The following is a 24,430-nucleotide window of genomic DNA, read 5'->3' on the forward strand; positions in this document are numbered from 1 at the left end:
ACAATAAGCAACAATCTTGGTGAAAAAAATTCACCAGCCATCTAGACCTGAATAAATTATCTGCCAGCAGTGCTGACGTTTCAATAATTTTAACTCAACACAGTTATAAAATTGGTTGAAAAATAATTTTATCCCCTACTTTCTTCTCCCGAAACATCCTATCAAATAATATTTCATGGTTCACCCGCCATAAATTTTCACCGTATTTTTCAGCCATTGTCAAACAGTTCTGTGGAAATTTATGATATTTCAACACATGGGCAAAACTATAATATATTTCACGGCCCTGGTCATTCAATTTCAAGGCTTCCTTTTCCATCAGAAACTCGGCTCTTTTAAATTCACTGAGCACTTTTTGAATTTCAAAGCTGTATGCACCGCTTCTCAGCTTAATAAATATAAAGGGCCTTGGACAGTCACTGCTCCTGGAGGCAGCCAGGTATAAAAAATTGTGAAGAGTTTTAACTTTTTTAAAAGGAAAGACCATCATCAGTCTTAATATAAGAATATGGTTTAACGTATAATGTAAAGTTCCCGTCAGCATATTATTATCATCCGCTCTCATGTTTTTTATCTCTTTTTCCTGCTATTGTTAATATGCTGTGACCGAGGGAAACTTATGCCTTTAACGGTGAAGTAAATAATGCTACTGCTGAACCCTTTTTCTTAATTTAAACATTTTATCCTGTTCTTCTAATTATTATTTTTTACATTCAACCGCTTTTACTTACTCTGCCTGGTCCTCTAAAAGCTTTAGCTGCACATAATGCCTTACGCCTTTTTTAAAAATTTCTGTTCAATAAGGTCTACCATTCCCACCGCATCCTCAAGGTCAAACTGAGATACTCCGGGCAGGCCAAAATCATAGTCCGTAGCTGCCGCAAAAAGTTCCGGAGGCGAAGAGATCAATTCCATTTTATTGGCTGCCTCTTTTCGAAATACTTCCAACTTAGGCCTGTCACCAAACTTATATCCTTCAGTAATAATCAAATCTACCCCTTTAACATCCTTTACGATTTCCTCCAGAGACAGTTCCTCCTCCAGTTCCCTGACATAAGCAAACCTTTGGGGTGAAGAAATGGCAGAAACTACTGCTCCCGCCTGCCGATGAAGCCAGGTATCTTTACCCGGTGAATCCATTTCAAAACTTTTCCTGTGGTGCTTGACCGTGGCCGTTTTATAACCTCTCTTTTTTAGTTCTGGAATAAGTTTACAAATCAAAGTAGTCTTGCCGGTATTTGACCAACCTACTACAGAAATTACTGGAATCAATAGATTCTCTCCTTCCTGACACAATTGCATGCCAAAATTTTATGTAACAGGTCGAACTGTTCGAACCCTCAAACTGTTTTAAGATCAAAACTGTGTTTCATTAATTTGTTAAGTTAGCGCAGCTAAGAAAACTATCCCCTGATTCACGGCAGGTCCATCAGCTGGACCTGCACTTCATCTCCGGGGCCAAATGGCCCTTTTCCCGGTGGTATATGGATTAGAGAATTTACCCGGGCGAAGGAGGAAAATCCATATCCAGTGGGTTCTACCTGAAAAACTCCCTGCCGCACAAATGTATTCGCCTTATAATACCTGTCCTGGGGGTATACCCCCTTAATATCTCCCACCAATTGAGCATTTACCTCCGATGCCGTGCTTTCTTGGCATCCCTGAAGCCTCCACAGGACAGGCCTGACCAGCTGCTGAAAAGAAACAAAAGCTGCCGAGGGGCTGCCGGATAATCCAAAAAAGAGGAAACCATCTTTACGGGCCGCCACCATGTAATTCCCCGGCTTCATGGATACCCGGTTAAATAAAATTTTTGCACCTAAAGATAAAAAAACCTCTTCCGTAAGGTCGTACTCTCCCCGGGCTGCTCCTCCCGTAGTAACAAAAACAGACAACCCCGGCATCTGCCTCTTAAGAACACCGGCAGTAATATTTTTTTTATCCCCGGCAATCCCTAAATACACAGGAACCCCACCGCTTAAAGCCACCTGGCTGCTCACCATATAACTGTTGGAATTATAAATTTTACCAAATTCCCTCTTTCTATTCAAAGGCATCAATTCTTCACCGGTAGCCAGAACCCCTACCCGGGGACGGGAATAAACTTTCACCCTGGCTTTCCCTAAAGAGGCCAGCAGTGCAGCCTCCCCGGGACGAATCAGGCCTCCTCGAAATAATATCTGCCGGCCTTTTTTAAAATCTTCTCCCGCTGGGGAGATATTATCCCCCGGCTTGACCCTTTGGGTAAATTGGGCATAACCCCCCTGCTGATGCACCATTTCAAAAGGTACTACTGCATCAACCCCCCGGGGGAGAACCGCACCGGTCATGATTCTAACGGTTTCTCCCGGATTAATTTTAACCCTGGATTCACTTCCGGCCCCCAGCGTCCCCTTTATTTTTAAAGTCAGGGTACAGCCGGGAGGCAGGTTCTTAAAATCACCGGAAACAACCCCATAACCGTCCATCCTAGATCGGGTAAAGGGCGGATAATCAAAAGGTGCGGTAATATCTTCAGCCAGAATATAACCCTGGCTGTTTAATGTTTTTCGGGAAGTGACCCGGGTAACGGGAAGATCCTTTAAGATTGCGGACAAGCCTTCCTTAATACCTACAATATGTTCCAACTTTTCTAAGTCCCCCTGTTTAATCGTCCTCTCGGCATAAAATCAAACCCGGAGGATGATAATAAATCTTTTACTGTTCCAATACCTTAATCGTATTCCCCACAGAAACCTTGCCCCCTTGAAGAACCCTGGCAAATATCCCTTCTTTGGGCATCACGCAGTCCCCTGCCTGATAATAAATAGCACATCGGTTATGGCACTCTTTTCCGATCTGGGTTACTTCCAAGAGCACCTCTTCTCCCAATGCCATTTTGGTGCCAATTGGCAGAGAAACCAGGTCCAGCTTTTCTGTAGTAATGTTCTCAGCAAAATCACCCGGATTTACATCCAACCCCATATCCCTCATTTTTTGAACACTCTCCAGTGCCAAGAGGCTGACCTGCCTGTGCCAGCCTCCGGCATGAGCATCTCCCACAAAGCCATGCTCTTCTTGAAGGACAGCCTCTCCTACATTACTTTTTCTGACCCCTTTGGTGTCGCTGGTACAGACAGCTGCAACTTTCCCTGTCATGAAGTATTCCCCCTGGTATTTATAATAATATTTTCAGTTATTATTTTAGTAATATTTTAAAGCTTACTTCCTGCATACCTTTATCTTCCAAAGATAAAGGCTCTCCCCCAAGTTAATTGATAGAAACTAGCCGCCAATCTGCTGCATTTCCCTCTTGCTGCAGTTGAACCTGCTGTCGGGATTTTTATCCACCTGATGAGGGTCCGGCCGAAACTTTAGGGACTGAAGAAACAGCTGCTTAATTTTTTCTTGATCTCCTCCGGCCTCTATCAAATCGATTTCATCCATTGAGAAAAGACAGGGCTTAATCTTTCCGTCAGAGGTAATCCTCAACCGGTTGCATTGGCCGCAAAAATGCCTGCTGACTGGAGAGATAAAGCCCACTAATCCCTTGGCTCCTTGAATTCGATAATAATCTGCCGGGCCATTACCATGAAAAGAGAACTGCTTCTCCAATGGACCAATTTTTTCGCAAAGCCCTTGAATCTCAGATAGAGGGATAAAGCACTCCCCCCACTGCTTTTGGTGGCTCTTACTGATGGGCATATACTCAATAAATCGCACATGAAGATCATTTTCCACAGTTAACTTCACAAATTCTTCTATCTCTCCGTCGTTGATACCCTTCATAGCCACAACATTAATTTTTACCGGGGTAAGCCCCGCCTTAAGGGCTGCCTGAATCCCTTCTTGAGTTTTTTTCAACGCACCTCCCCGGGTAATTTTTTTAAAATTTTCCGGGTTTAATGAGTCCAGGCTGATATTGACCCGGGTTAAGCCGGCTTTCACCAGGGCCGGTGCCAATTTATTTAATAAAACTCCGTTGGTGGTCAGAGAGATATCGTCAATTCCTTCAATTTGAGATATTTTAGAGACCATCTCCACAATATCTTTCCTAACCAGGGGTTCTCCCCCGGTCAGCCTAACTTTTTTGATACCCAGGGCAGCTGCAGCCTTGGATATATTTATAATTTCCTCCAGAGACATTACTTCAGATACATTAGGAGAACAGGAACCAACATCATCGGGAACACAGTAAAAACATTTCAAATTGCACTTATCTATGACTGAAACCCTGAGATAATCAATTTCTCTACCATATGGATCAATTAATTTTCCCATACTACATCCCCCTCCAAATAAAAAGTCAACCAGCTGCTTATAAAAGACAGGTTGACTAAAAAAACAACAAATTCTCCTTTCTAAGCAGCGAGAGGCAAAAAAGTTTCCCTTCTTACCCTATCGGCCGCAAACCATGGGAATTATCCTTTAGGAATAACGGCTCGGAGAATCATATTTTTTTACTGGCGGACCAACTCAGGCCTTTCCTTAACCAGATTAACAGCTCTTTCAAACTCTTGCCTGGTATTAATGTTCTGAAAGGAAAGAAATTCTGAGTCATACTTTTCTATTTCCTGCTGTGAAATATATTTTGTGTTTATCTGGGTGATGAAATATCCTATTCGATAATAATCCTTGTTCAAATGTTCAGCAATATAATCTACGCAACTCTTGCTGTACACCGCGTGCAGTGACTGGTGACAATCATTAATCAGGGGAACAACCAGATCATAGTCATTAACAGGATATTCAGAAAGATAATGCAGCAAATTAAGATTTAGAAAAGGCATATCACAGGCCACCACTAAACTGAAATCACTGGAGGACCTGGTTAAGCCGGCATGGACTCCCGTCAGGGAATTTTTCACGGGCTTAACAATGATATCCCTGGTAAAAATCACCGGAAGATTTCCTGCTTGCTCTTCCCTTTCCCCTACCACAATAATTTCGTCGAACACTTTCTGAAGTTTCCCAACAATAATTTCCAACATTGTCATCCCAGCAAGAGTGAGCTGAGATTTATCCTTACCCATCCTTTTACTGCTGCCCCCTGCAAGAACAACTGCAGACTTTGCTGTTTTCCCCATTGGATACCATCCTTCAAGCATTGCAATCAGTTTTTATAGTTTAACCCTTACGGTTACTGCAAGAAGCACTTATTTAACAATAAAACTATTTTGACCCCTCTATTATCTTTAAAATCTCTGAAACTTAAGATGTGGAATCCTTTTCATCCGATGAAGACTCCTCAGGCTTTTCTTTTACAGGCTCAGGCTTGGCTTGTACTCTAGGTTTTTCTTCATCATCTTCAATATTTATGCTGTCTTTTATATCCTTGGCAGCACCTCTGAATTCTCTGATCCCTTTTCCCAGGGACTTTCCTAATTCCGGCAGTTTGCTGGGTCCGAAGATGACCAGGACAACCCCTAGTATGATTAAAAGCTCCGTTGTACCTAATCTTCCTATCACAGTATCACCTCCTCCTTTAAAATTACTTTCTGGTAACCTTAGCAACCAGGATACTGATTTCATAAAGCAAAAGCATAGGTATGGCCATCAAGATCTGAGAAATTACATCAGGTGGCGTAATAATAGCCGCCAAAATAAATATAACCACCAATGCATGAGTTCTGTATTTTTTTAAGAACTCTGAGGAAATCAGCCCCAGTTTGGAGAGTATAAAAACAGCTATGGGCATTTGAAACACCATGCCAAAAGCAAAAACTACCCCGGCAATATAAGAAATATAATTACCAAAAGAAATCATCGCCGAGATTCCTTCTGTTTCAAATCCCAGGAAAAACTTGATGCTTATGGGAATAATAACGAAAAATGCAAAGGAAACTCCCCCGGTAAAAAGCAGAAGAGAGGCAGTCACGAAAACAAAAACAAACTTTTTTTCTCTTGGATCTAAACCAGGCAGGACAAAGCTCCAGACCTGATACAAAATAACCGGAAAGGCCAACAGAACACCAGCAATAATGGCAATTTTAATATTGGTCATAAAAGCTTCCGCTACACCGATAAAAACGAGATTTCCTTCAGCGGGCCTGATGATGGTCTCTCTTATCAAATCCACATACATAAAGGTTACGATAGAACCGATGACAATAGCAATAACAGAAATGATAATTCGCTTTCTAAGTTCATCTAAATGTCCGGTCAGATTCATAACCGGTTCTTTTTTCTTTTTTCTCCCCACCCCATAGCACCCTCTCAACATAATTATAACATAACATTCTAAATTATAATTTATCCTTTTATACGTGTCAATCCAACCAGTATATAATTTCCCTTGAGTTTTATTCGATATACGGACAGCAAAACCCTTCTTTAAAATTCTATGAAATTAACATAACTTAAACATAATATACATCTGTGCCCTGACCTATCCTCCATTTCTACCTTAATAATGCTTTTTTTGAAATAAAAAGGAAATAATTTGATCCAGCTTTAGATGTATTGAAACTAAATCTCTCCGGGTTATCTCCTCTCCCGTATCCAAAGAAGAAGACTTATCACTTAACCAACAGAAATGCTTGATGCGGTAGTGCTTATCCACCAGTTCGGCATTCTTTAACTGCTTCAATACTGTTTCATAACTTAGAAATACACCAACCTCAGACTTGTTATGGAAAATTACCGCCGTTTTATATTCTCTGTCCCTGGTTCTTCTGATCTCCTTAATGGCCGGCAGGTTAAAATACCCGTAAGCTGAATCTCCGGGTAAAAGTGGAGTAATGGTTTTTAAAGGTACTAAAATTAAATGCTGCGAAAATGGTATGGGCACCAAATTACTTTTTCCCAATACTTTACCATATTCTTTAGCTGCAGACACTAGATCCACAGAAAACTTTCTAGCCAGCTTTTTAACTACTCCTTTTATTGTTTTGTTTATCTTTTCCTCAGACCCATCAGAAAACAGAACCCTGGTCAACCTGCCTTTCCCCTCTTGGTATGTTGGGAGCAGAGCTGCAATACTATCGCACCTTTCCCAGAGTTTTTCTGTCAATTTGAATACCCCCTTAAAATTGTTTTAGCTCTTTATGTTATGCCGGGGGAAATAAAAATCCACAGAAATATGAAACCTTTTGACAGATCAGCTTCTTATTTAATATATTTCCGGTCTTCTGTCCCGTAAATAGTAAATTTCTTTACGAACTGATTTAATTTGATCTGGAAATATCTCCACAGCCAGCACAGATTCCTCTTCCCCTGCTTCCGCCAGGATCTCTCCACCGGGGTCCACTGCCAGAGAACCACCGAAACCCTGCTCCCCTTCGATTCCTGCACGGTTTACCCCCACCAAAAAAACTTGATTCTCCGCGGCCCGGGCACATGCCAGGGTTCTCCAGGCATGAATCCTGGATCGGGGCCACTGAGCGCAAACAAAAATAATCTCCACCCCCTCCAGGGCAAGAGCCCGGCTGAGTTCAGGAAAACGAAGGTCGTAACAGATCATAATACCGCAGGAAACATTATCCAACTTGAACAATCCTATTTTTTCTCCTGGAGAAAAATAATTTTGTTCTCCATTGAGACTGAAAAGATGTATTTTAGAATAATCCCCCACTAATTCACCCTGACGGTTTATAATTAGGCTGCGATTTAAAAGCTTCCCCTGCTTATAATCGGCAGTAGAGCCTCCTACAATGTTTACATTATGTTTCCTGGCAAAGGAACTTAGAAAACCCAAGGTAGACTGCCCTTCCTTATCTGCCACCTGCAAATAATTATCCGCATAACCTGTATTCCAAAGTTCTGGGAGGACAAGAACCTGAGGATTTTGATTCAAGGCCTTTTCCATCATTTCTAAAATCTTTTCCCGATTTTTATCAGGGTTTCCCTTTTTTATTTCCGCCTGAATCAGTAACACCTTCATTAAATTCACCCTCTTTAAAATTATCATGCATTGAGAATTGAGAATTGAGATTTGAGAATTGAAAATCATTCTGTCCATAAGAAGCAGTACTATGTCTTACTTCTTATTATTTATGATTTCCACATGAAGCTTTCGAGTACGGGGGCCATCGAATTCACAAAAATAGACACCCTGCCAGGTCCCCAGCACCAGCTGCCCCCCTTGAATCAAAAGGCTTAAAGAAAAACCCATCAGGCTGGCTTTAATGTGGGCAGCTGAGTTTCCCTCCATATGATGGTAATCCCCATCAAAGGGAATTAAATTGTTAAGGCAGGTGAGAATATCCCTGACTACCGAAGGATCTGCATTTTCGTTTATTGTGAGTCCTGCCGTGGTATGGGGGACGTAAAGATAACATACCCCCTGCTCCACAGTTTCCTCCTTTATCAGATTTCCTATTAGTGTGGTAACCTCTAATAATTCTGTTCTTCTTGATGTTTTCAAATTAAGAATTTTCACTTAAATTTTACCTCCTTTAAAAAAAAAGAGACTCATTTAAGAGCCTCTAATCCTCTTCTTCTTCTCTAAGATATCTTAAAACATTCTTATAGGCCTTTACATCTAACTTCAGAGCCTCATTGATCAATTTAAACTTACTTGAAACGCTGGAGCTTGAAACCCCATAACGTTGGGCAATCTGTTTTTGGGTAAAATCCAGGAAGTGGAATCGCACCAGGGCATATTCTAGTCCTGCAGCCCAAACCATGGGTTTCTTAATCAATGGAACCTCGGGGTGAACAGTGTTAATAAAATCCGACCAAATGGCTTTAACATCCTCAATGAACTCTTTATCATAACAGTCTAGTTCTTTCATTTTATGCAGAGTGCAGTTCAAGACCTCCTGCCACTCCTCCAGCCATTCTGGGGCATCCACAGTATACTCCTTAAGATTAACCCGACATAACTCTCCGTCTAAATAGATCTCATAGGGTTCAGGTGCCCCCATTTCCTTCAATATCAACAGCGCCAGTTGTTTGTGCTGTTCTTCTACCCAGGGGTTCTTTATGAAAGATCTCAATACTTTTTCCGCGGCGTCAGTACCAATTAAGCCATAAAGATATATAACGTCACTGACAATTTCTTCATCTCTGCAGTATAAAATATCTAAAAGTTTATTACGAAATTGGGGGTTCTGATTATACTTTGCAACCAATTTTTCTTTAGTCTCTTCAACAATAGGAGGAAATTTTTGTTCCGCTTTAATAAAATTAAAATTTTCATAAAAATCTTCATCTTCACTAATGGCCTCCAGAAGTTCCTCCGCTTCGAATGCCATCTCTCCGTCTGGAGTCAATGTCAAATACTTCTTTAGATAAATCCGTGTTTGAGTCAAATCTTCCAGCAACCCATAATTTACTGCCATCAAAAAATAGCATTCTGTCATGGTGGAATCCAGTTTTTCAACAATATAACAAAAAATCTCATTGGCCTCGGTTAAACAACCCATCTTACTCAAAAGGCATGCAACATTATAATGATTGAGAGGATTATCCGGTTCGGTTTCGATGGTTTTTCTAAAAAACATAAGAGCTTTATCGAGATTATTGCGCTTGTAATATAAGGTGCCCTTTTCAAAATAATAGCTGGCATCCTTTTGAAATTTAACAACTTTATTTTCATGTGCTCTTTGTCTGGCCTGTGTCAACTGTAATTCACCACCAATCTTTTATCCTTACAATTTATCCTTAAAAAACAATAATTTATACTTCTCCAAGTTAACATTAATATCCTTCCTTTAATTATATAAAACATTTAAATATCTAGTTCCTAAAATTTATGGTAAAAATGGTAGAAGGTAATTCACTAAAAACCCATACTCACCATTATGACATACTTTTTAAAAAATGCAAAAAAAATAACCTTTTAAAAAAGTTATTTTTTGATGATTTTTAGGCCTTTCCCATATCAAAAAGCCGTAATTTTACATTTATGACAATAAGCTAACCTAAAAGGTTACCAACTTAATGAAATATTATTCATGAGAAGTATCCCTGTCCTCTTTAAGATAATTCGGAATAAATACATCCCTTTCCAAAAAACGGTTCCAATCTGACCATGGCTGCTCATTTTCCAAGCTTTGCTGTATCACCCCGGTAAACTGATTCATCCGAGCACTGACCAAATCAGCATGAAATAAGGCAAAAGCATTTATGGTCCTGGGAATTTCTGGGGAACCCCACTCTTTTTTGCCATGATGAGATAAAATCATGTGCTCTAGCTCCAGCTTAATATCCTCTGGAAAATGTTTATATTTATTAGCTTTTTTCATCACCATATCCCTTCCCATGGTGATATGGCCAATGAGCTTACCTCGGTCCGTATACTGGAACAAAATACTGTTCATATCGTATTCTTTAATTTTTCCGATATCATGAAGAACAGCACCACTGATAAGTAAACTGGAATTCATATATTTAGGATAGAGGTGCAGCAGTTGAATGCAAATCTCCATCACCTCAAGGCTGTGCTCTAACAATCCCCCCACATAATTATGATGGATAAGCCTTCCTCCGGGGGCTTTGATGAACTGAGAGTTAAAATCACGGTCATCTAAAAATTCTTGAAGCAACCGACACAGATAAGGATCATTAACATAAGTATTAATATGAGACTTGACTTTTTCCATCATTTCCCGACGGCTTTTTTTAACTACCTCTTGGAAATAAGTAGGATCAATGTTTTTCATATTAACCTTTTTCAATGTTTCAATCGTGATTTGTAGGCCCCTGTAGTCAGTGACCTGCCCGGTGACATGAACAACCTCCCCAACCTTAAATATCTGACTGACTTCCTGAGCGTTGTCCCAAAGAACACCTGTAATAGTCCCACTGGTATCCGATAAAAAAACCCGTAGAAATTTCTCACCTGCCCGGCTGGGTTTAGAGTATTGCTGTAAATTCTTTTCCCTGACCGCAAGTAATGTATCTACCCTGTCTCCAACTTTTAAACTTTTTACAAACTGCACCTTTTTAATTATTCCCATATTCCCTCACCTAAACCCCTTAAAGAAAAATAAGCAGGCGTTTAGCCTGCTTATTTTTTAAGATAGTCAATTACACTCAAAGATACTGATTTAGCCTGCTGCATAGAGGCAGCTATATCCCTGGGGCCAGTACAGGCCCCGGCAACAAATACGCCTTTTTGCGAAGTTACCCCGGGATTTAAACTGTCTTCATTCATAAAGAAGCTATCTTCAGTTAACTGCAGGTTTAATATCTCTGCTATGCTGCCTGTATCCTCACCAGGCTGACTTCCGATGGAGAGGAATACCAGGTCATATTCATGTTCCTGAGGCTCTCCCTCTGCCGGTGATTCGTGTTTTAAAATTACTTTTTTGGATATGGGGTGGAAATATGTCTTTGCAGGCCTGCCCAGGATAAAGTTGATGTTTTTATCCGTAATGCAGTCATTTTTATATTCCATAAATCCCTTCCCAAAATTCTGCAGATCCATATAATATATATCTATAGCTGCTTCCGGAAGTTCCTCCCGGATCATGCTGGCCATTCTTACGGCATACATGCAGCCTACCCTGCAGCAGTAATCCTGCTGGGGGTTATCGGATCTAGAACCAACACACTGTATAAAGGCAATCCTCTCTACAGGCTTGGGGAATGCATAGGTAAAACTACCCTTTTCCCTGACCTTCTCATCCAGGTCCAGTGCGGTATAAATACCGTCATAAACCTTGTAGCCGTACTCTTGTCTTTCAGTAGCGTCAAAAGGTTTAAAGCCGGTAGCAACCACCACTGCATTTACATCAAAACCGGACTTTTCTCCGCGGTCATTAACAAAATTTACCTTGAAGCCATCGCCTGTTGACTGGAATGAATTAATTTTCAATCCGCAGAACACACTGATATTGGGATGGTTATTCACATCATCAATGGCTTGCGCAACAAAGCAGGCTCCACATTTCTGGCAGTCTTCTTGGGCTTTACAGCAGTATTTGCCTGCATATCCTCCCACTTCGGCCTCTTTTTCAATCAAAAAGACCTGGCTGCCGCTTTCTGCTAATTCCAATGCGGAAGTTAGACCGGCTATTCCTCCTCCGAGGACCAGTACATTATCTTTTCCCATTTGTCTCCCTCCAAACTAGCAGTTTAATCAATCTTAGGCCGCGGCAGCAGACCTCCAACTTCCTCAACGATGTGGGGAACCATTTCTTCCCAGGCAATAGCCATAATATGAACTCCCTTAAAACCTTCAATCTCCCGTATCTGCTGTATCTGTTCTATAGCCATCTTGAGGCCTTCCTTCTTCTTATCCTTGGCCCCTTTTAATCTCTTGACTACTTCATCGGGAATGATGATACCGGCTACATTATTCTTCATATACATGGCAGCTCCAACAGCCTTCAGGGGTGTTATGCCAGCTAGAATATAGCACTTTTCATGAAGTCCTTTATCTACTACCCTTTTCATGTATTCCTTTAACCGATCCATATCATAAATACACTGTGTCTGAACAAACTGAACTCCGGCCTCAATTTTCTTGGCAAACCTGTCCACCCTGTATTCAAAAGGATCTGCAAAGGGGTTTATTACGCCCCCGATGAAAGCCTTTAGTGGAGCTTCCAGTTTATCCCCGCTGATAAATTCATTTTCATCTCTCATATTCTTGATCATACGCATTAACTGTGTAGAATCAAGATCATAAACGCCCTTGGCTTGAGGCTCACTGCCCAGGGTCTGGTGATCCCCTTGAATGCAGAGGAAATTCCCTACTCCACAAGCGGCTCCCCCCAATACATCTGCCTGCAGCATAATACGGTTCCTGTCCCGGACTGTCATCTGCATGACTGGATCCAGGCCTCTTTCTACTAACTTAATAGCTGCTGCCATGCTGGCAATCCTCACCACGGCGGTCTGGTTGTCGGTGATGTTATAAGCGTCCACATGGTTTCTCATGTGTTCCGCGTGTTCCAGGCAGGGACCCAGGTCTGTGCCTCTCATGGGGCCTAGCTCGCCAGTTACTGCAAAGTGACCGTTGGATAATACTTTCTCTAAGTTACTCCCCGCGAACAATTTTAACATCCTCCCTTACTATTTTTCTAGGCCCGCCACTGAATGAAGTACTCCAATTTTTCGGAGGTATAATTTCATCCATGTATTCCAATTTGCCTAATTTCTTAAGCCTCTCATAAATCAGGGCCCACCCACACTCGGTGTCCTTACTTACCTCACAAACTCCCTCGGAGGAACCTCCACAGGGACCGTTCATCATACTCTTAGAACAACGGGTGACGGGACAAATTCCGTAGGTCCTGTCCAATACACAGTCTCCACAGGCCTGACAGTTTTCCATCCATACTCCCTGCTCCAAAGGATATCCCAGGAATGACGTATTAACCCCTGGAAGTATAAACATATCAGGAGCCTTAGTAGCCATGGTCTGTACTCCTACCCCGCATGCCAGAGAAAGAACACAATCGTATTCATTTAATTCTTCCATTACTTCATCAACAAATTCCAGTTCACACTGTCTTTGTATGGATGAAGCTTTAATTTCCACTGGATTGTTTGTCTGTTCCCTGTGCATTTTAATGGCCTCAGCAGTTTCCTGGGCTTCCTTATTACCCCCTGCTAGACACACAGCTATACAAGTCTCACAACCTAAAACACAAATCTTTTTAAAAGAATCGGTTCTGCTAAATATTTCTTCTAATGGTTTCCTTTCACCAATAATCATTTTTTCACCTTCCCTTCTATCGGACCCATTTCTTTGAGTTTTTCAAGCATCTCTTGTGCTGCCTGATTGTATTTAAATTCATTATTTGCGGCTACAGGAGCATAAGCCAGGCGGTCCTCACCTACTCCTATATCCTTCAATAAACCTTTAACGTATGCTACTTTTTTCTCTGCTCGATCATTTCCGAAAGAGTGCTTGCAGTTTTCTTTTAAACAGGACATTACCAAGACCCCGTCTGCCCCTTCGTTAAAAGCCCTAAGAATATGAACATGTTCCAGCTGGGCCCCACAAGGGATTCTTACTGCTTTAACACCTGACAGTTTGCTTTTTTCTGCAGCCAAGAAGGCTGAGTTCTCACAACAGAGAGTTACCATAGAAGGACTAAATTCTGCCATTATGACTTACCCCCTATCCCCGAAAATTGTTTCTTCATGTCTTCATCAGTATATCCAGGAAAGCTGATGGCCCGGTTGGGGCATTCTGCAACACAACTTCCACAGGCCTGACAGGCATAGGGATGTACATACGGTGCACCGTCCCAGGCAGCTCCTTCAATACCATATAGCAGTTCAATGGCGTTTCTGGGGCAGGAACGGTAACAGGTAAGACAATAAGCACATTTTGCTACATCAATTAAGGGCTTTTGATCCATTAAACTCTTTACATCAGCAGTACTTAACTGATAAATGGCATTAACTGCTGAGCCGGCCTGCTCCTGAACATTATGCAGGAAATCAGGCATCCTACAGGCACCCACAAAATAAATGCCGGCACGGAATGAATTTACTGGCTCCAGATGGAAATTGTCCTCCTGGAAAAAGCCTCCCGGCCCCCGTGTAACTTTTAGTATTTCAGCTAATTTCTTAGTATCAGCACCGGGAACCAAATCCTCATTGAAAATAAGGTAATCACAATTAATAATTAATTCTTTGGCCAATTTAATGGGAAGCAGAGGGTCAACAGTAGTTATAGTCAGCTTATCTGCCTGCTGGCCAATTTTAAGATTTTGAGTCCCCCGCACGAAATAAACTCCCTCTTTACGGGCCTGATGGTAAAGCTTTTCCATCTTTTCTTCACTGATTTTCATCTCATCATAAAAGAGATAAACCTCATGGCCTGAATTCTTCAACTTTAGCGAATTCTTTAAAGCATTGGCCATCCCGCAAAGAAAATCGTCCTCCTTAACTACAAACACAAAACATTTGGAATCTCCTGTAAAATCACCCATCTTTTTCTCAAGTTCCATTTGGGACATAAAGCGACCTGCGTCGGCACCCTCCGGAACAGGCATCTTGGAACTTAACTCCATACCCGTGGCCACCACTATGGCCCCGACAACAATTTCTTCTTTCTTTCCAGAAACATTTAAGGTAACTGTAAAGCTGCCGGCCTGTCCTTTTACCTTTTCTAGGCTCCCATTAGTATAGATGGCTACTTTATCGTTTTTCTCTAATACGTTAATCTTTTCTTTGAGCCATTGGGATGGTGACAGGTCTGTTTGGTACATACTGGAGATCTGAGCAAATTTTCCGCCTAATTCAGCAGTTTTCTCTAAAAGTACAACAGATAATCCTGCTTCTGCCGCTTTTACTGCTGAAGCAATGCCGGAAGCTCCTCCCCCAATAACAAGTACCGTTGGATTGAATTGCACTTCTTCTGGTGCAGGTGGATACTTTGCTTGGGCATTCATACTCCCTTTTTATTCCTCCTTTCTTAGGAAAGGGGAGAGTATCTGATTTTAGATACTCTCACTTTTAGCATAATATATTTTTAAAGACAGTAATTAATTTCGATAATAAACATTAGATTCCTGCTTTTTGGTTAAAAATTTTTAAAATTATGTATGTATAGTTTAATAATAATTCTATTTTAAGTCCATATTATAACTCTGCAGGGCTTGAAAGCCCTGCAGAGTTATTTTTATTATGTTGTTTTTAATTTACCACCTGTTCTTGTACACCTGCACGAAGGAATCGCAGTAAATATCCAGGTTCATAATCAAACGAGCGGTAGCAATAGCTTCCATCAGCTCATCGTCACAGGCATCGCCCACAGCAGTGTCCAAGCCGGCTGCAATAAGCATAACAGCACAAATCCTGTTGATTAGTTCTCTCTTCTTAGTTCCCTGAGAAATATTGCTCAGTCCAATAGTAGTCTTGGGAGCAGGATCTGAAAGAGTTTTAATCTGACGAAGAGTTTCTAAAACCTCAGGCCCATGATCCTGCCCTACATTTACAGGCAGCAGCAGAGGGTCAATGTAAAGATCTTCCATAGAAATGCCATAACCGTCAGCACAGGCACACAGTTCCATAGCCAGGGCTACTCTGCTTTCCGCATCCTTAGGAATACCCTTTTCATTCATGGCCAGTCCTATAACACCAGCATTGTACTTTTGAGCCATTTCAAAAACTCTTTCCATCTTCGGCCACTCCGCAGGAACGGAATTAATCAGAGGTGGAATCTTGCAGATTTCCAGGCCGGCTTCAATAGCATCATAGTTGGTGGAATCCAATGCCAGGGGAACGTCACTAACTTCCTGAGTCACTTCAACCAACCATTTCATGTGTTTTACCGGGTCGTCGGAAGCGGGTCCGGTGTTAATGTCCAACCAACCGGCACCATTCTTTTCCTGTTTCTTTGCCCACATCTGCACTGCAGTGGGATCTCCGGTTCTAATCGCATTGGCTATATCTTTAAACATACCATTAATACGCTCGCCAATAATTAACATTCACATACCTCCTTTTTAAAAATGCTTTTTCATATTAATAGGCGGATGGAACCATCAAAGCATCAATACTCTTCTTGACCAGTGCCACTGTCTTGGGATGACGTAATACAGCAATACCCAGGCCGGCTGAAATCAAAGCGGTAGCAGTAGTTGCTTCCCACATGATACCTCTGGTCTCCTGATCGCCCCAACCAGGAAAATCTTCTTGACTAGCATTGGCTTCCTTGGCTCTCCAGGCCTCAAAACCTACGTTTCCAATCATGGGGTTGGCCATAGCCTTGTCCCCGGTCAGCGCGCCAAATCGGGCCCGCTGCATGATGGAATATCCGTATTCAATTCCGTAACCCAGGGAAGCAATGGTGGGATCCATTACAATTCTGGAGGTGTCAAAGTTCATCTCACCAATCAGAATATTCAGCTGCTTGGCAATGTTGATATCGATGGGAGACTGGGCGATGATAGCATGTTTATAACCCAGTGCAGCGGCGGTCAGGGTCTTGTAATTTTCCTGTTCGCCTACACCCAAAAGCAGGTTTTCGCCTTCGCCGGCTTCTGCTATGGCTGGGAAAAGAGCATTGTCTTTCTCATATTTACCACAGCCCAGGACAATCAGGGGAACCCCAACTGCACCCAGAACGGCTTTCAAGGTAGCTACACAATCCTCAGGAGATTTATCTCCAAGATCGGGGTCAGCACCCTTGAACCTCAAGCAGATCACTTCTGCGCCGTACTCCTCCACACACTTCTTAGCCCATGCAGCGGTATCGTTGTAAACATCTCCATAATACTGGTCAAAACAACTATTCCACTCCGTGGGAGCAATATCCCATACTTCTAAAGCAACTACCGGCTTGTTGGCAATGGTTCCTTCAAAATGAAGGAAAGGAAGCGCTTCTTCCCCGCCAATGGTTACGGTAGAAGTCCTGGTGCCGCCCTGGTCAGCGGTGGCTCCCAGGGTAATCTGTGCTACTTTATTTCTGTATTTCTCTTTTAACGGTGTAAAAGCCATTATAACTCTCCTTTCTAAAATCTTAATATCAAAGCCTTAAGGCACTATATTCATCGTTTATTATTTATTTTGCAAAGTTCTCCCGGACAAACTTGGGTATACCGGAAGCTTCCCTTGGACCAACCATTGCTTTCCAGCCGGAAGCATCTTCCAACTTACCGCTGATTACAGCTACTCCACCGGGAATTACAATATTCTTATGATTAACCTTCTCTTCTAAACCGGTTTCCTTAATGGCCGCAGCAATGGTATCGCCGGTAAATTTGCCGGCGGCAAATCCGGTAAGAACCGAAATACCATCGGTATCTACAGAAAGAATGTAAGAAGGAACCTTGCTGGCTTCCACTTCACCCTCCACAATATAGTAGGTCAGTGAGAAGTTGGTGGTGGTATAAACCGGGGAATCCGGAGTTACATCACCTATTTCCTTTAGGCCAGGCTCAACAGCGATGGGCTTTTGAGGATCTGTGTACAGGTTCTGTCTCCATGCCATCAGGGGCAGCAGAAGGGCATCATCATCAGCCTTCAGCGCAATCAGTCCGGCATAGTTGGACATATAGGAAACTGCCTCAACTACTTGATCCATGGGATCTTCTGCAGTTACTACAGCCATAGCGGGGAATCCAAATCCTTTGGTCCTCTTCAGTGCCTGACGGCGAAGCTGAGTAAGATCAGCCACTGTTTGGGATACCTGACGGGAACCACTGTCGATTACCACTTCTTTAGCACCGGCAGCAGCAGCTTTGGTTGCCAGTTCAACGGCTTCCTCTAAGTTAGCTCCCTTAACTGACAGAGGGCAACCCTTGGAGACGGCCAGTTCAACCATCTTATCAAAGTTTGCAGCAGTAGCTGAACAAATCAGAGGCTTACGGTCAGCGGCGGCTTCAACAGCAGCAGCCATGGCATCGGCATCCTCAGAACATAATACCAGTACACGATTGGTCTTGCCCATGGCAGCCTCTACAGCAGCCTTAAATTTTCCGGCATCTCCGGAAGCATTAATAATAGCAAGAGCATCGGTATAGAAGGTAAGTCCAACTCTTTCATATACCTTTTTGTCGAAGGACTCAGCCTTGGCGGCGACATCCTCAGTATCATCTACCATAATTGCGATAACGGTTTCATTGAAGAACTTCTTGTCATGACGGAAGAGTTCTGTCTCATCCCCCATAGTCCTTACAAAGTCGCCGGCACCCAGTGTAACCTTCTTGATTGGAGGTGCAGCAGCAGCATCTAACTGCTCTTTTGCTTCATCAGACACGTAAGGACACTGATCTAAGGAAGCTTTTGAGTTTGCAAGAGCCATAGCAAAAGCCATACATGTGGCAACACCACATTCTTTGCAGTTGGTCTTGGGTAGAAGTTTAAAAATTTGTAGACCTGTTAAACCCATAATTCTGACTCCTTTCTTAATGGTAGTTAGTTAGTATTTTTATACTATTACCATTTCAATACATTTTTGGACTGCCTCTTTAAGGAGGCTTTATTCCATCCCACAGCAGTTGACAAGCCTTAAGGCTTTTCCTCAAAGTGGGACTTTTTACTTTCACCGATGAATTTCATCGATGTTTTAAATGTAAGGGGTCGACCATAATTTTCATAAAAAAATTAAACTATGAGGCCCCAACCCTATTTATTGTATCCCTGCCCCCTTTAATAAAGGAGGCAGGGAACATTTTTTAAATTAAACTATTTTAAAACATGGAATCCATAGTTAAAGCGGGATGTCCTTTTTCCTCTAAGAAGCCCAGAATTTCCTCTGCGGTGGTGCCCACGGTCTCGTCGGCAATCTTATCCACAAAGTCTTCTCCCAGACCCTGCTTTACAGCAACTTTCACCAGGTCTTCACCCAGCTGTTCCTTCAAGGATTTAGGAATCCAGACCAGTCTGGCCAGGCCGCCTTCAGCCTTGACGAACTTATCGCTGAGAAGATACCCTTTGGAGTGGCCCATGAATCCGGGGGTCTGCATACCGCCGCCCACAGAACCGGCCAGAGTGGAAAAGTTCATTCCACAGGGGGTGTCTCCACCGTGATCCCGGGTAGTGACCATAACACCGTTGGCCTCGGGAACGATTGCGGCAATAGCTTCGAAACATCCGCAGGAAGTCATGGGATATTCCATGATGGAGTAAAGGTTCAGAGTTTCAGTCTTCCGCTGGGAATTTTCATAGACATATTCATTTACAGCCTGCCATTGGCCCTTCTCGGCATCAATGGGAGCCGCACTGACATCGATGGGACGGCAGGGGCCGTTGGCATCAATTTCATAAGCAGCCCGTCCATCCAACCAGCTAACCGCACCACATAGGCCGGTTCGGTCAGGAGAAACTACACAGACCTGAGCCGGGGCAAAGGACTGACAAAGTATACAGGAGTAGAAGGTATCCACAGACTCATCGCTGAGCTCGGCCAACCGCTGATCCCTGGTTGCATAAACTTCTTTAGCCTGGGCTAAAAGTTCATCAACTTTTGCCTGGTCGGTATAAAGGCCAATTTCTACCCGGTCCACAATAGCGGGGAATTCATTCTTCATTTTAGCCAGAATGATTTCACCGAAATGGCTTACGCGGAAGCCCTTCTCAAAAGCTTCATTACTTACACGGATCCAGTTGATATCCCTCTGACCCATATGGAACAGGCCTTCACCGAAGTTAATAAAGTCGTGGAGACGGCGCTCCAGAACCCCTTCGAAATCGTCCTGCATCTTTTTGCCGTAAACCTTGACCCATATTCCGATGGGCAGCCGTCCACCCACTTCAATGGCATCCAGGTCAGGGCCTTCCACGGTAATTTTGCCATCTTCAATATCATCGGCTCCCACGGAACGAACAATTTCAAAACCGGAGGCTTTGGGTCCGCCCAGTTCAGCATGCATGTCGGCTCTACGAATGGTTTCACCTTCGAAGGATGGGCCGATAGCGATGGGAACAGGAATATCTAGAATCTTAATCTTGATGCCCCGAAGTTCCATAGCATAGGAAACCAGGGTATCGTAATCGGGATGGGACTCATACCAGCCTGGAATTTGATGATCTTCGGGCAGCTCAGTGTCGCAAATAACCGGGAAGCCCAGGAATATAGCAGCAAAGTGTGCAGCTACTTGCACATCATCAATTTCTCCCAGGTGAAGGACAAAAGCCATGATACGTTTACGCTGGTATTCTCTGTGCTGTTCCCTTAAGCCGGGGTCAATACCCGCAAAAGCAATACCGGCACGGAGAGCATAGTTAACCACGTGGATAACCTGGGTAAAGTTGCCCAGTGGGAACTGGAAGAAATCCTTACCAACTTTAACCTTAGCTTCAAGCACCTGCTCACATACTTCGTTACAGAAGAAGTTCATCATACCTTTGCCCATCAGTTCCCTGGCTAAGTTGCCGGCATCTTCCGAGGTCCTGGCCTTACCCACGATAACTGCTTCACCGGGGATGGTCCAGTCCACCATCAAAATACCATATTTCCTCATAATGGGGTCTTCAATAAAACCTGTATATGGATCAACATGCCTGTGACCATATCTCAGATAGTTTACCGTTTCAATAATTTCCGCGGCATAGGCGGTAGTTTCACCAGCCAACCGGGCCATGTTAAAGCTTACGTCACTTTCATTAACTTGGGCACGCATCCGGTTCAGGATAGGGGGTAATTGTCCCAGTTCAGTAATTTCCTCACCACTGAGGGACCGTATTACCGGTAGAAAATAAGCGGTATCAGGATAACCTACTTTTGCATCCGGACCAAACTCGGCCAAGGCTTTACTTAATAGAATTTCAGCGTAACTGCAGGCAATAATTGCTCCATTGATAGCCCGCTGGAACAGGCGCGTCGGGGGATTATCCTTAATCGCCTCTTCTGCTTCATTATAAATCTGTTCAAAATTCAGCTCTTCAGACACTTTCATTCCTCCTTTTATTTACATGTTCATACCATTGCATTACTGTATAAAATGGACTACCAAAGATGAATCAGGTCGGTGCCGAGTTTCTCAGCAGTGGCCTTTTGTACTTTCAGTTTCCAGGCACGATAATCCAGGTGGTACAGCAGTTTTTCCGCCGCAATGTTGGGGTCGGTTTCGAAGTAGAAGAATCCGCCGTATACATCATGGGCAATCAGCTGAGCCACATCATTTACCAATGGGCTTCCTTCGATGGGAGGCCATACACCTACGTGACAGGGCAGGCCTAAGGCAACTACCCAGGAACCGATGGAAACCGCTTTTTCACTCATGGCTTCCGGTGCGCTTCCTACATAAGGAATCCGAGGTACGTCTACGCCCATGTCATTGGCCATGGCGGTTGCCAGGTCATAACAACGGCTGTTGTCCACGCAGGAACCCATGTGGAATACTAAGGGAAGCTCTACGCCGCTGGCGTCGGAAAGCTTCTTCAAGAAGGCCTTCAGGCCGTCTCCAGCATACTCATCGATGGCTGCTGAACTCAGCAGGCCTTCTTTAGCATAAGATTGGGCGGCACAGCCGGTGGCTACGACAAATACATTGTTCTTAGCCAGTTCTTTGGCTATGGTGTTGTGGCCATCGTCCTGCTTAGCCTTCAGGTTATTACAGCCGGCCATCAAAGCCACACCTTTTACCTGGCCTTCCATAATGGCATCATTCAGCACCCGGATGGGGTTCTCTTTATTGACAGAAGCAAAAATATCCATCATGGCTTCGAAGCTGAATCCGGCAATAACATCTTTAACAACCTTAGGAATATTAACTACGCCGGGCTTACGCTCTTTATAAGCAGCGATAGCGGTGCGAACTACGTCTTTTGCGTTTTCCATGGCATACTTTTCGTTATAGGCGATATGATAGGATCCGGGAATCTTTGAGATTGAAGAGGTGGTGATAATCCGGGTATGGAAACACTCGGATACCGCCCGAAGACCCGGCATGATGCACTGTACGTCCACCACATAGGCGTCAATTGCTCCGGTCATCATAATCAATTCCTGAGAGGCATAGCTGGTCACAATGGGAACACCCTGCCGCATTAATACTTCGTTACCGGTGCAGCAGATACCCATGCACTTAACACCTTTGGCTCCTGCAGCTTCTGCGTCTGCCTTCATTTCCTTGGCAGCCTTTACTACCATTTCACTCAAAAGCGGGTTGTGGCCGTGAACTACCAGGTTAACCATCTCGGGATCAATAACTCCCATGTTGGCCTCTGACTTAACAGGCTTAGGTGTTCCGAAGAGCACGTCGGTCAAATCGGTAGCAATATGCATGCCGGTGTAATCGCAAAGCGCTGTCTTAAGTGCCCCGAAGATAATGTTTACGGGGTCGGCGTCCACACCAATATGGGTCTGGTGAAGGATTTCCACTACAGAACCGTTGATATTGGCAGGAAGGATATTACATTCATTGAACTTCTTCATGCGGCCTTCGGTGATGGTGGTGCTCAACCATACGGGAGGCACGCCTTTGTAGGTTCCGAAATCTTCCAGGGCCAGCTTGGCTACTTCTGCAGCCAGAGTGTTATCGTCTTTGCCTTCGTAGCTGATACCTACTCTGTCGGCAACCCTCTTTAACTTATCGGAATCCGTAATCTTATAGTCTTTAGCATGTCCTTCCGCTACTTCTAACAGTGTCTCCGCTACATGACGGCCGTGGTCGGAGTGGGCGGAACAACCGCCGGCTACTGCCCGGGCAATACCACGGGCTACAATGGTGTAGGCGGTGGCACCACAAACACCCTTAGGAGCCTTCTTGGTAATCCGGCAGGGTCCGTTCAAACAGATTCTACAACAGACACCGGTACTTCCATAGTTACACTGAGGCTGCTGATCCAGATACCGCTGAAACGCCGTATCGTAACCCTTGTCCTCAATCTGCTCCAGGATTTCCAGAGCCGCTGGATCTGAAGTGTTTTTAAAGTCTTTTGCTTTTTTAGCAGACATATGTTTTTCCTAACCTCCTTGAATCTTTTTAATCACAGCATACGCTTAACTAAAATCCTTCAAGCGCATGCAATGTGTCCTATAAAAACGCATGCATTGTTTCCTAAAAAAATAGTGCTCCGACTTACTAAATCTTCACCTCCTCCAGAATTTTTTTATAAACTCCCTCCAGGTTGGGTAATAACTCTTCTTCCGCCAGAACACCCTTCTCTTCAGCCATGGCGGTTTCCCACACGCCCTCATCGAATTTAAGGACTCCTATTAGTTCATCTTCTGTAAATTGGGCACGAATGAATTCCTCTTCCTTGCTATGTCTAATTTTATTACCCAAAACTTTTATCTTCCTGATTCCCAGGTCTTGGGCCAGCTTTTGAACTACCTTAGCAGTCTGCACGCTGACCTTGGTGGGCTCAGTAACAATAATCATTGTATCCACACCATCAGATGTCCCCCGGGTAAGATGTTCAATGCCTGCACTCATATCCAGGATGACCACGTCGTTCTTATCAAAGAGAAGAGAATTCAGTACAGCATTAAGGAAGGTATTCTCCTTGCAGTAGCAGGCTGAACCTCCCTGTTTTATGCCGCCCATCCTCAGCAGTCTCACCTTATCCTTAGCAATACTGTAATTTTCAATTACATCGTCAACATCAGGGTTCAGGTCAAAGAAAAGGCCCCCTCCACCCGTCGTTTTTTTGTCAATAACTTCATTTAGTTCAACTAAGGGAGTCAAATTAGCCAATTCCTCCGAGGGGAAACCAAGAGTTTGCCCCAGGCTTATATCAGGATCAGCGTCTACGGCGTATACATTATAACCATCATTTAAAAAAGCTTTAACCAGGTTTGCTGCTACAGTTGTTTTGCCTACACCGCCTTTTCCGGATACGGCTATCTTCACTTCTGCAAAACCTCCTATAATAAAGTATATATAGTTTTGATTAATACTAGAGCCTATTACATGTACCCTTGATATATATTCGACGGATTTAATTGAAATCCTTTTTTTACTTTAAGTTCTTTTATTCACTTTTCAAATCATTGCAAACCCCTTTTATCCTCAGAACATCTAGAAATATGAACAAAAAATACAACACATTTCTAAAAAATTTTTTTCAAATGTTTGCAAAACTTTTCCTTCTAAAAATTAACCTTCTAAAACTTACTTTTAATGCAGCAGCGCTTAAATTGAAATTA

Annotated in this window: 24 protein-coding genes and 1 riboswitch; all 24 genes read right to left on the reverse strand. The window is 43.2% G+C overall.

Annotated elements, in window-relative coordinates:
- Window positions 1-103: 103 nt before the first annotated feature.
- The 24 genes from HUE98_RS15445 to HUE98_RS15560 all read right to left on the reverse strand — a co-directional run bounded on the left by HUE98_RS15445 (window position 104) and on the right by HUE98_RS15560 (window position 24,134).
- On the reverse strand, window positions 104-565 hold the full coding sequence (locus HUE98_RS15445) for a hypothetical protein (protein ID WP_241421491.1): 462 nt from the start codon (window positions 563-565) through the stop codon (window positions 104-106).
- Between the two features lie 206 nt (window positions 566-771).
- The gene (gene mobB, locus HUE98_RS15450) at window positions 772-1,272 is read right to left on the reverse strand and encodes a molybdopterin-guanine dinucleotide biosynthesis protein B (RefSeq protein ID WP_241421492.1); all 501 of its coding nucleotides are present in this window, start codon (window positions 1,270-1,272) and stop codon (window positions 772-774) included.
- A gap of 143 nt (window positions 1,273-1,415) precedes the next feature.
- Entirely contained in the window at window positions 1,416-2,627 is a 1,212-nt protein-coding gene (locus tag HUE98_RS15455) for a molybdopterin molybdotransferase MoeA (RefSeq protein ID WP_241421493.1), read from the reverse strand.
- A gap of 70 nt (window positions 2,628-2,697) precedes the next feature.
- Entirely contained in the window at window positions 2,698-3,138 is a 441-nt protein-coding gene (locus HUE98_RS15460; protein ID WP_241421494.1) for an MOSC domain-containing protein, read from the reverse strand.
- Window positions 3,139-3,264: 126 nt separating this feature from the next.
- Entirely contained in the window at window positions 3,265-4,260 is a 996-nt protein-coding gene (moaA, locus tag HUE98_RS15465) for a GTP 3',8-cyclase MoaA (RefSeq protein ID WP_241421495.1), read from the reverse strand.
- 57 nt (window positions 4,261-4,317) lie between these two features.
- Window positions 4,318-4,439, reverse strand: a riboswitch (molybdenum cofactor riboswitch).
- Complete coding sequence (gene mobA / locus HUE98_RS15470) at window positions 4,440-5,066, reverse strand: molybdenum cofactor guanylyltransferase (RefSeq protein ID WP_241421496.1); 627 nt, start codon at window positions 5,064-5,066, stop codon at window positions 4,440-4,442.
- Between the two features lie 124 nt (window positions 5,067-5,190).
- Window positions 5,191-5,448: a twin-arginine translocase TatA/TatE family subunit gene (locus HUE98_RS15475; protein WP_241421497.1), complete on the reverse strand. Its 258-nt coding sequence runs from the start codon at window positions 5,446-5,448 to the stop codon at window positions 5,191-5,193.
- A gap of 22 nt (window positions 5,449-5,470) precedes the next feature.
- Complete coding sequence (gene tatC, locus HUE98_RS15480) at window positions 5,471-6,181, reverse strand: twin-arginine translocase subunit TatC (RefSeq protein WP_241421498.1); 711 nt, start codon at window positions 6,179-6,181, stop codon at window positions 5,471-5,473.
- A 204-nt stretch (window positions 6,182-6,385) separates the two neighbouring features.
- The gene (locus tag HUE98_RS15485; protein ID WP_241421499.1) at window positions 6,386-6,991 is read right to left on the reverse strand and encodes a competence protein ComK; all 606 of its coding nucleotides are present in this window, start codon (window positions 6,989-6,991) and stop codon (window positions 6,386-6,388) included.
- A 99-nt stretch (window positions 6,992-7,090) separates the two neighbouring features.
- Window positions 7,091-7,861, reverse strand: coding sequence for a carbon-nitrogen family hydrolase (locus HUE98_RS15490; protein ID WP_241421500.1), 771 nt, complete (start codon window positions 7,859-7,861; stop codon window positions 7,091-7,093).
- A 96-nt stretch (window positions 7,862-7,957) separates the two neighbouring features.
- Window positions 7,958-8,359: a secondary thiamine-phosphate synthase enzyme YjbQ gene (locus HUE98_RS15495; protein WP_241421501.1), complete on the reverse strand. Its 402-nt coding sequence runs from the start codon at window positions 8,357-8,359 to the stop codon at window positions 7,958-7,960.
- Between the two features lie 46 nt (window positions 8,360-8,405).
- Window positions 8,406-9,545, reverse strand: a complete 1,140-nt coding sequence (locus tag HUE98_RS15500; RefSeq protein ID WP_241421502.1) for a tetratricopeptide repeat protein — start codon at window positions 9,543-9,545, stop codon at window positions 8,406-8,408.
- 327 nt (window positions 9,546-9,872) lie between these two features.
- Complete coding sequence (locus tag HUE98_RS15505) at window positions 9,873-10,883, reverse strand: 3'-5' exoribonuclease YhaM family protein (RefSeq protein ID WP_241421503.1); 1,011 nt, start codon at window positions 10,881-10,883, stop codon at window positions 9,873-9,875.
- Between the two features lie 50 nt (window positions 10,884-10,933).
- Window positions 10,934-11,980 (reverse strand): FAD-dependent oxidoreductase, encoded by a 1,047-nt coding sequence (locus HUE98_RS15510; RefSeq protein WP_241421504.1) that lies wholly within the window; start codon window positions 11,978-11,980, stop codon window positions 10,934-10,936.
- A gap of 23 nt (window positions 11,981-12,003) precedes the next feature.
- The gene (locus HUE98_RS15515; RefSeq protein ID WP_318036504.1) at window positions 12,004-12,936 is read right to left on the reverse strand and encodes a methylenetetrahydrofolate reductase; all 933 of its coding nucleotides are present in this window, start codon (window positions 12,934-12,936) and stop codon (window positions 12,004-12,006) included.
- Window positions 12,911-13,591 (reverse strand): methylenetetrahydrofolate reductase C-terminal domain-containing protein, encoded by a 681-nt coding sequence (locus HUE98_RS15520; protein ID WP_241421506.1) that lies wholly within the window; start codon window positions 13,589-13,591, stop codon window positions 12,911-12,913. Before HUE98_RS15520 ends, HUE98_RS15515 begins: the two co-directional genes overlap by 26 nt.
- Entirely contained in the window at window positions 13,588-13,986 is a 399-nt protein-coding gene (locus HUE98_RS15525) for a hydrogenase iron-sulfur subunit (protein ID WP_241421507.1), read from the reverse strand. The genes HUE98_RS15520 and HUE98_RS15525 overlap by 4 nt, the downstream gene beginning before the upstream one ends.
- The gene (locus HUE98_RS15530; RefSeq protein ID WP_241421508.1) at window positions 13,986-15,281 is read right to left on the reverse strand and encodes an FAD-dependent oxidoreductase; all 1,296 of its coding nucleotides are present in this window, start codon (window positions 15,279-15,281) and stop codon (window positions 13,986-13,988) included. Before HUE98_RS15530 ends, HUE98_RS15525 begins: the two co-directional genes overlap by 1 nt.
- 249 nt (window positions 15,282-15,530) lie before the next feature.
- Window positions 15,531-16,322 (reverse strand): methyltetrahydrofolate cobalamin methyltransferase, encoded by a 792-nt coding sequence (locus HUE98_RS15535; protein WP_241421509.1) that lies wholly within the window; start codon window positions 16,320-16,322, stop codon window positions 15,531-15,533.
- A 34-nt stretch (window positions 16,323-16,356) separates the two neighbouring features.
- On the reverse strand, window positions 16,357-17,358 hold the full coding sequence (gene cdhD / locus HUE98_RS15540) for a CO dehydrogenase/acetyl-CoA synthase subunit delta (RefSeq protein ID WP_407080328.1): 1,002 nt from the start codon (window positions 17,356-17,358) through the stop codon (window positions 16,357-16,359).
- 37 nt (window positions 17,359-17,395) lie between these two features.
- Complete coding sequence (acsC, locus tag HUE98_RS15545) at window positions 17,396-18,724, reverse strand: acetyl-CoA decarbonylase/synthase complex subunit gamma (protein ID WP_241421511.1); 1,329 nt, start codon at window positions 18,722-18,724, stop codon at window positions 17,396-17,398.
- A 301-nt stretch (window positions 18,725-19,025) separates the two neighbouring features.
- Complete coding sequence (acsB, locus tag HUE98_RS15550) at window positions 19,026-21,215, reverse strand: acetyl-CoA decarbonylase/synthase complex subunit alpha/beta (protein ID WP_241423587.1); 2,190 nt, start codon at window positions 21,213-21,215, stop codon at window positions 19,026-19,028.
- 68 nt (window positions 21,216-21,283) lie between these two features.
- A complete protein-coding gene (cooS, locus tag HUE98_RS15555; protein WP_241421512.1) occupies window positions 21,284-23,236 on the reverse strand; it encodes an anaerobic carbon-monoxide dehydrogenase catalytic subunit in 1,953 nt (650 codons plus the stop codon).
- Window positions 23,237-23,363: 127 nt separating this feature from the next.
- Complete coding sequence (locus HUE98_RS15560; RefSeq protein ID WP_241421513.1) at window positions 23,364-24,134, reverse strand: ATP-binding protein; 771 nt, start codon at window positions 24,132-24,134, stop codon at window positions 23,364-23,366.
- Window positions 24,135-24,430 lie beyond the last annotated feature (296 nt).

The organism is Candidatus Contubernalis alkalaceticus, assembly GCF_022558445.1.
GTDB classification, from domain to species: domain Bacteria; phylum Bacillota; class Dethiobacteria; order SKNC01; family SKNC01; genus Contubernalis; species Contubernalis alkaliaceticus.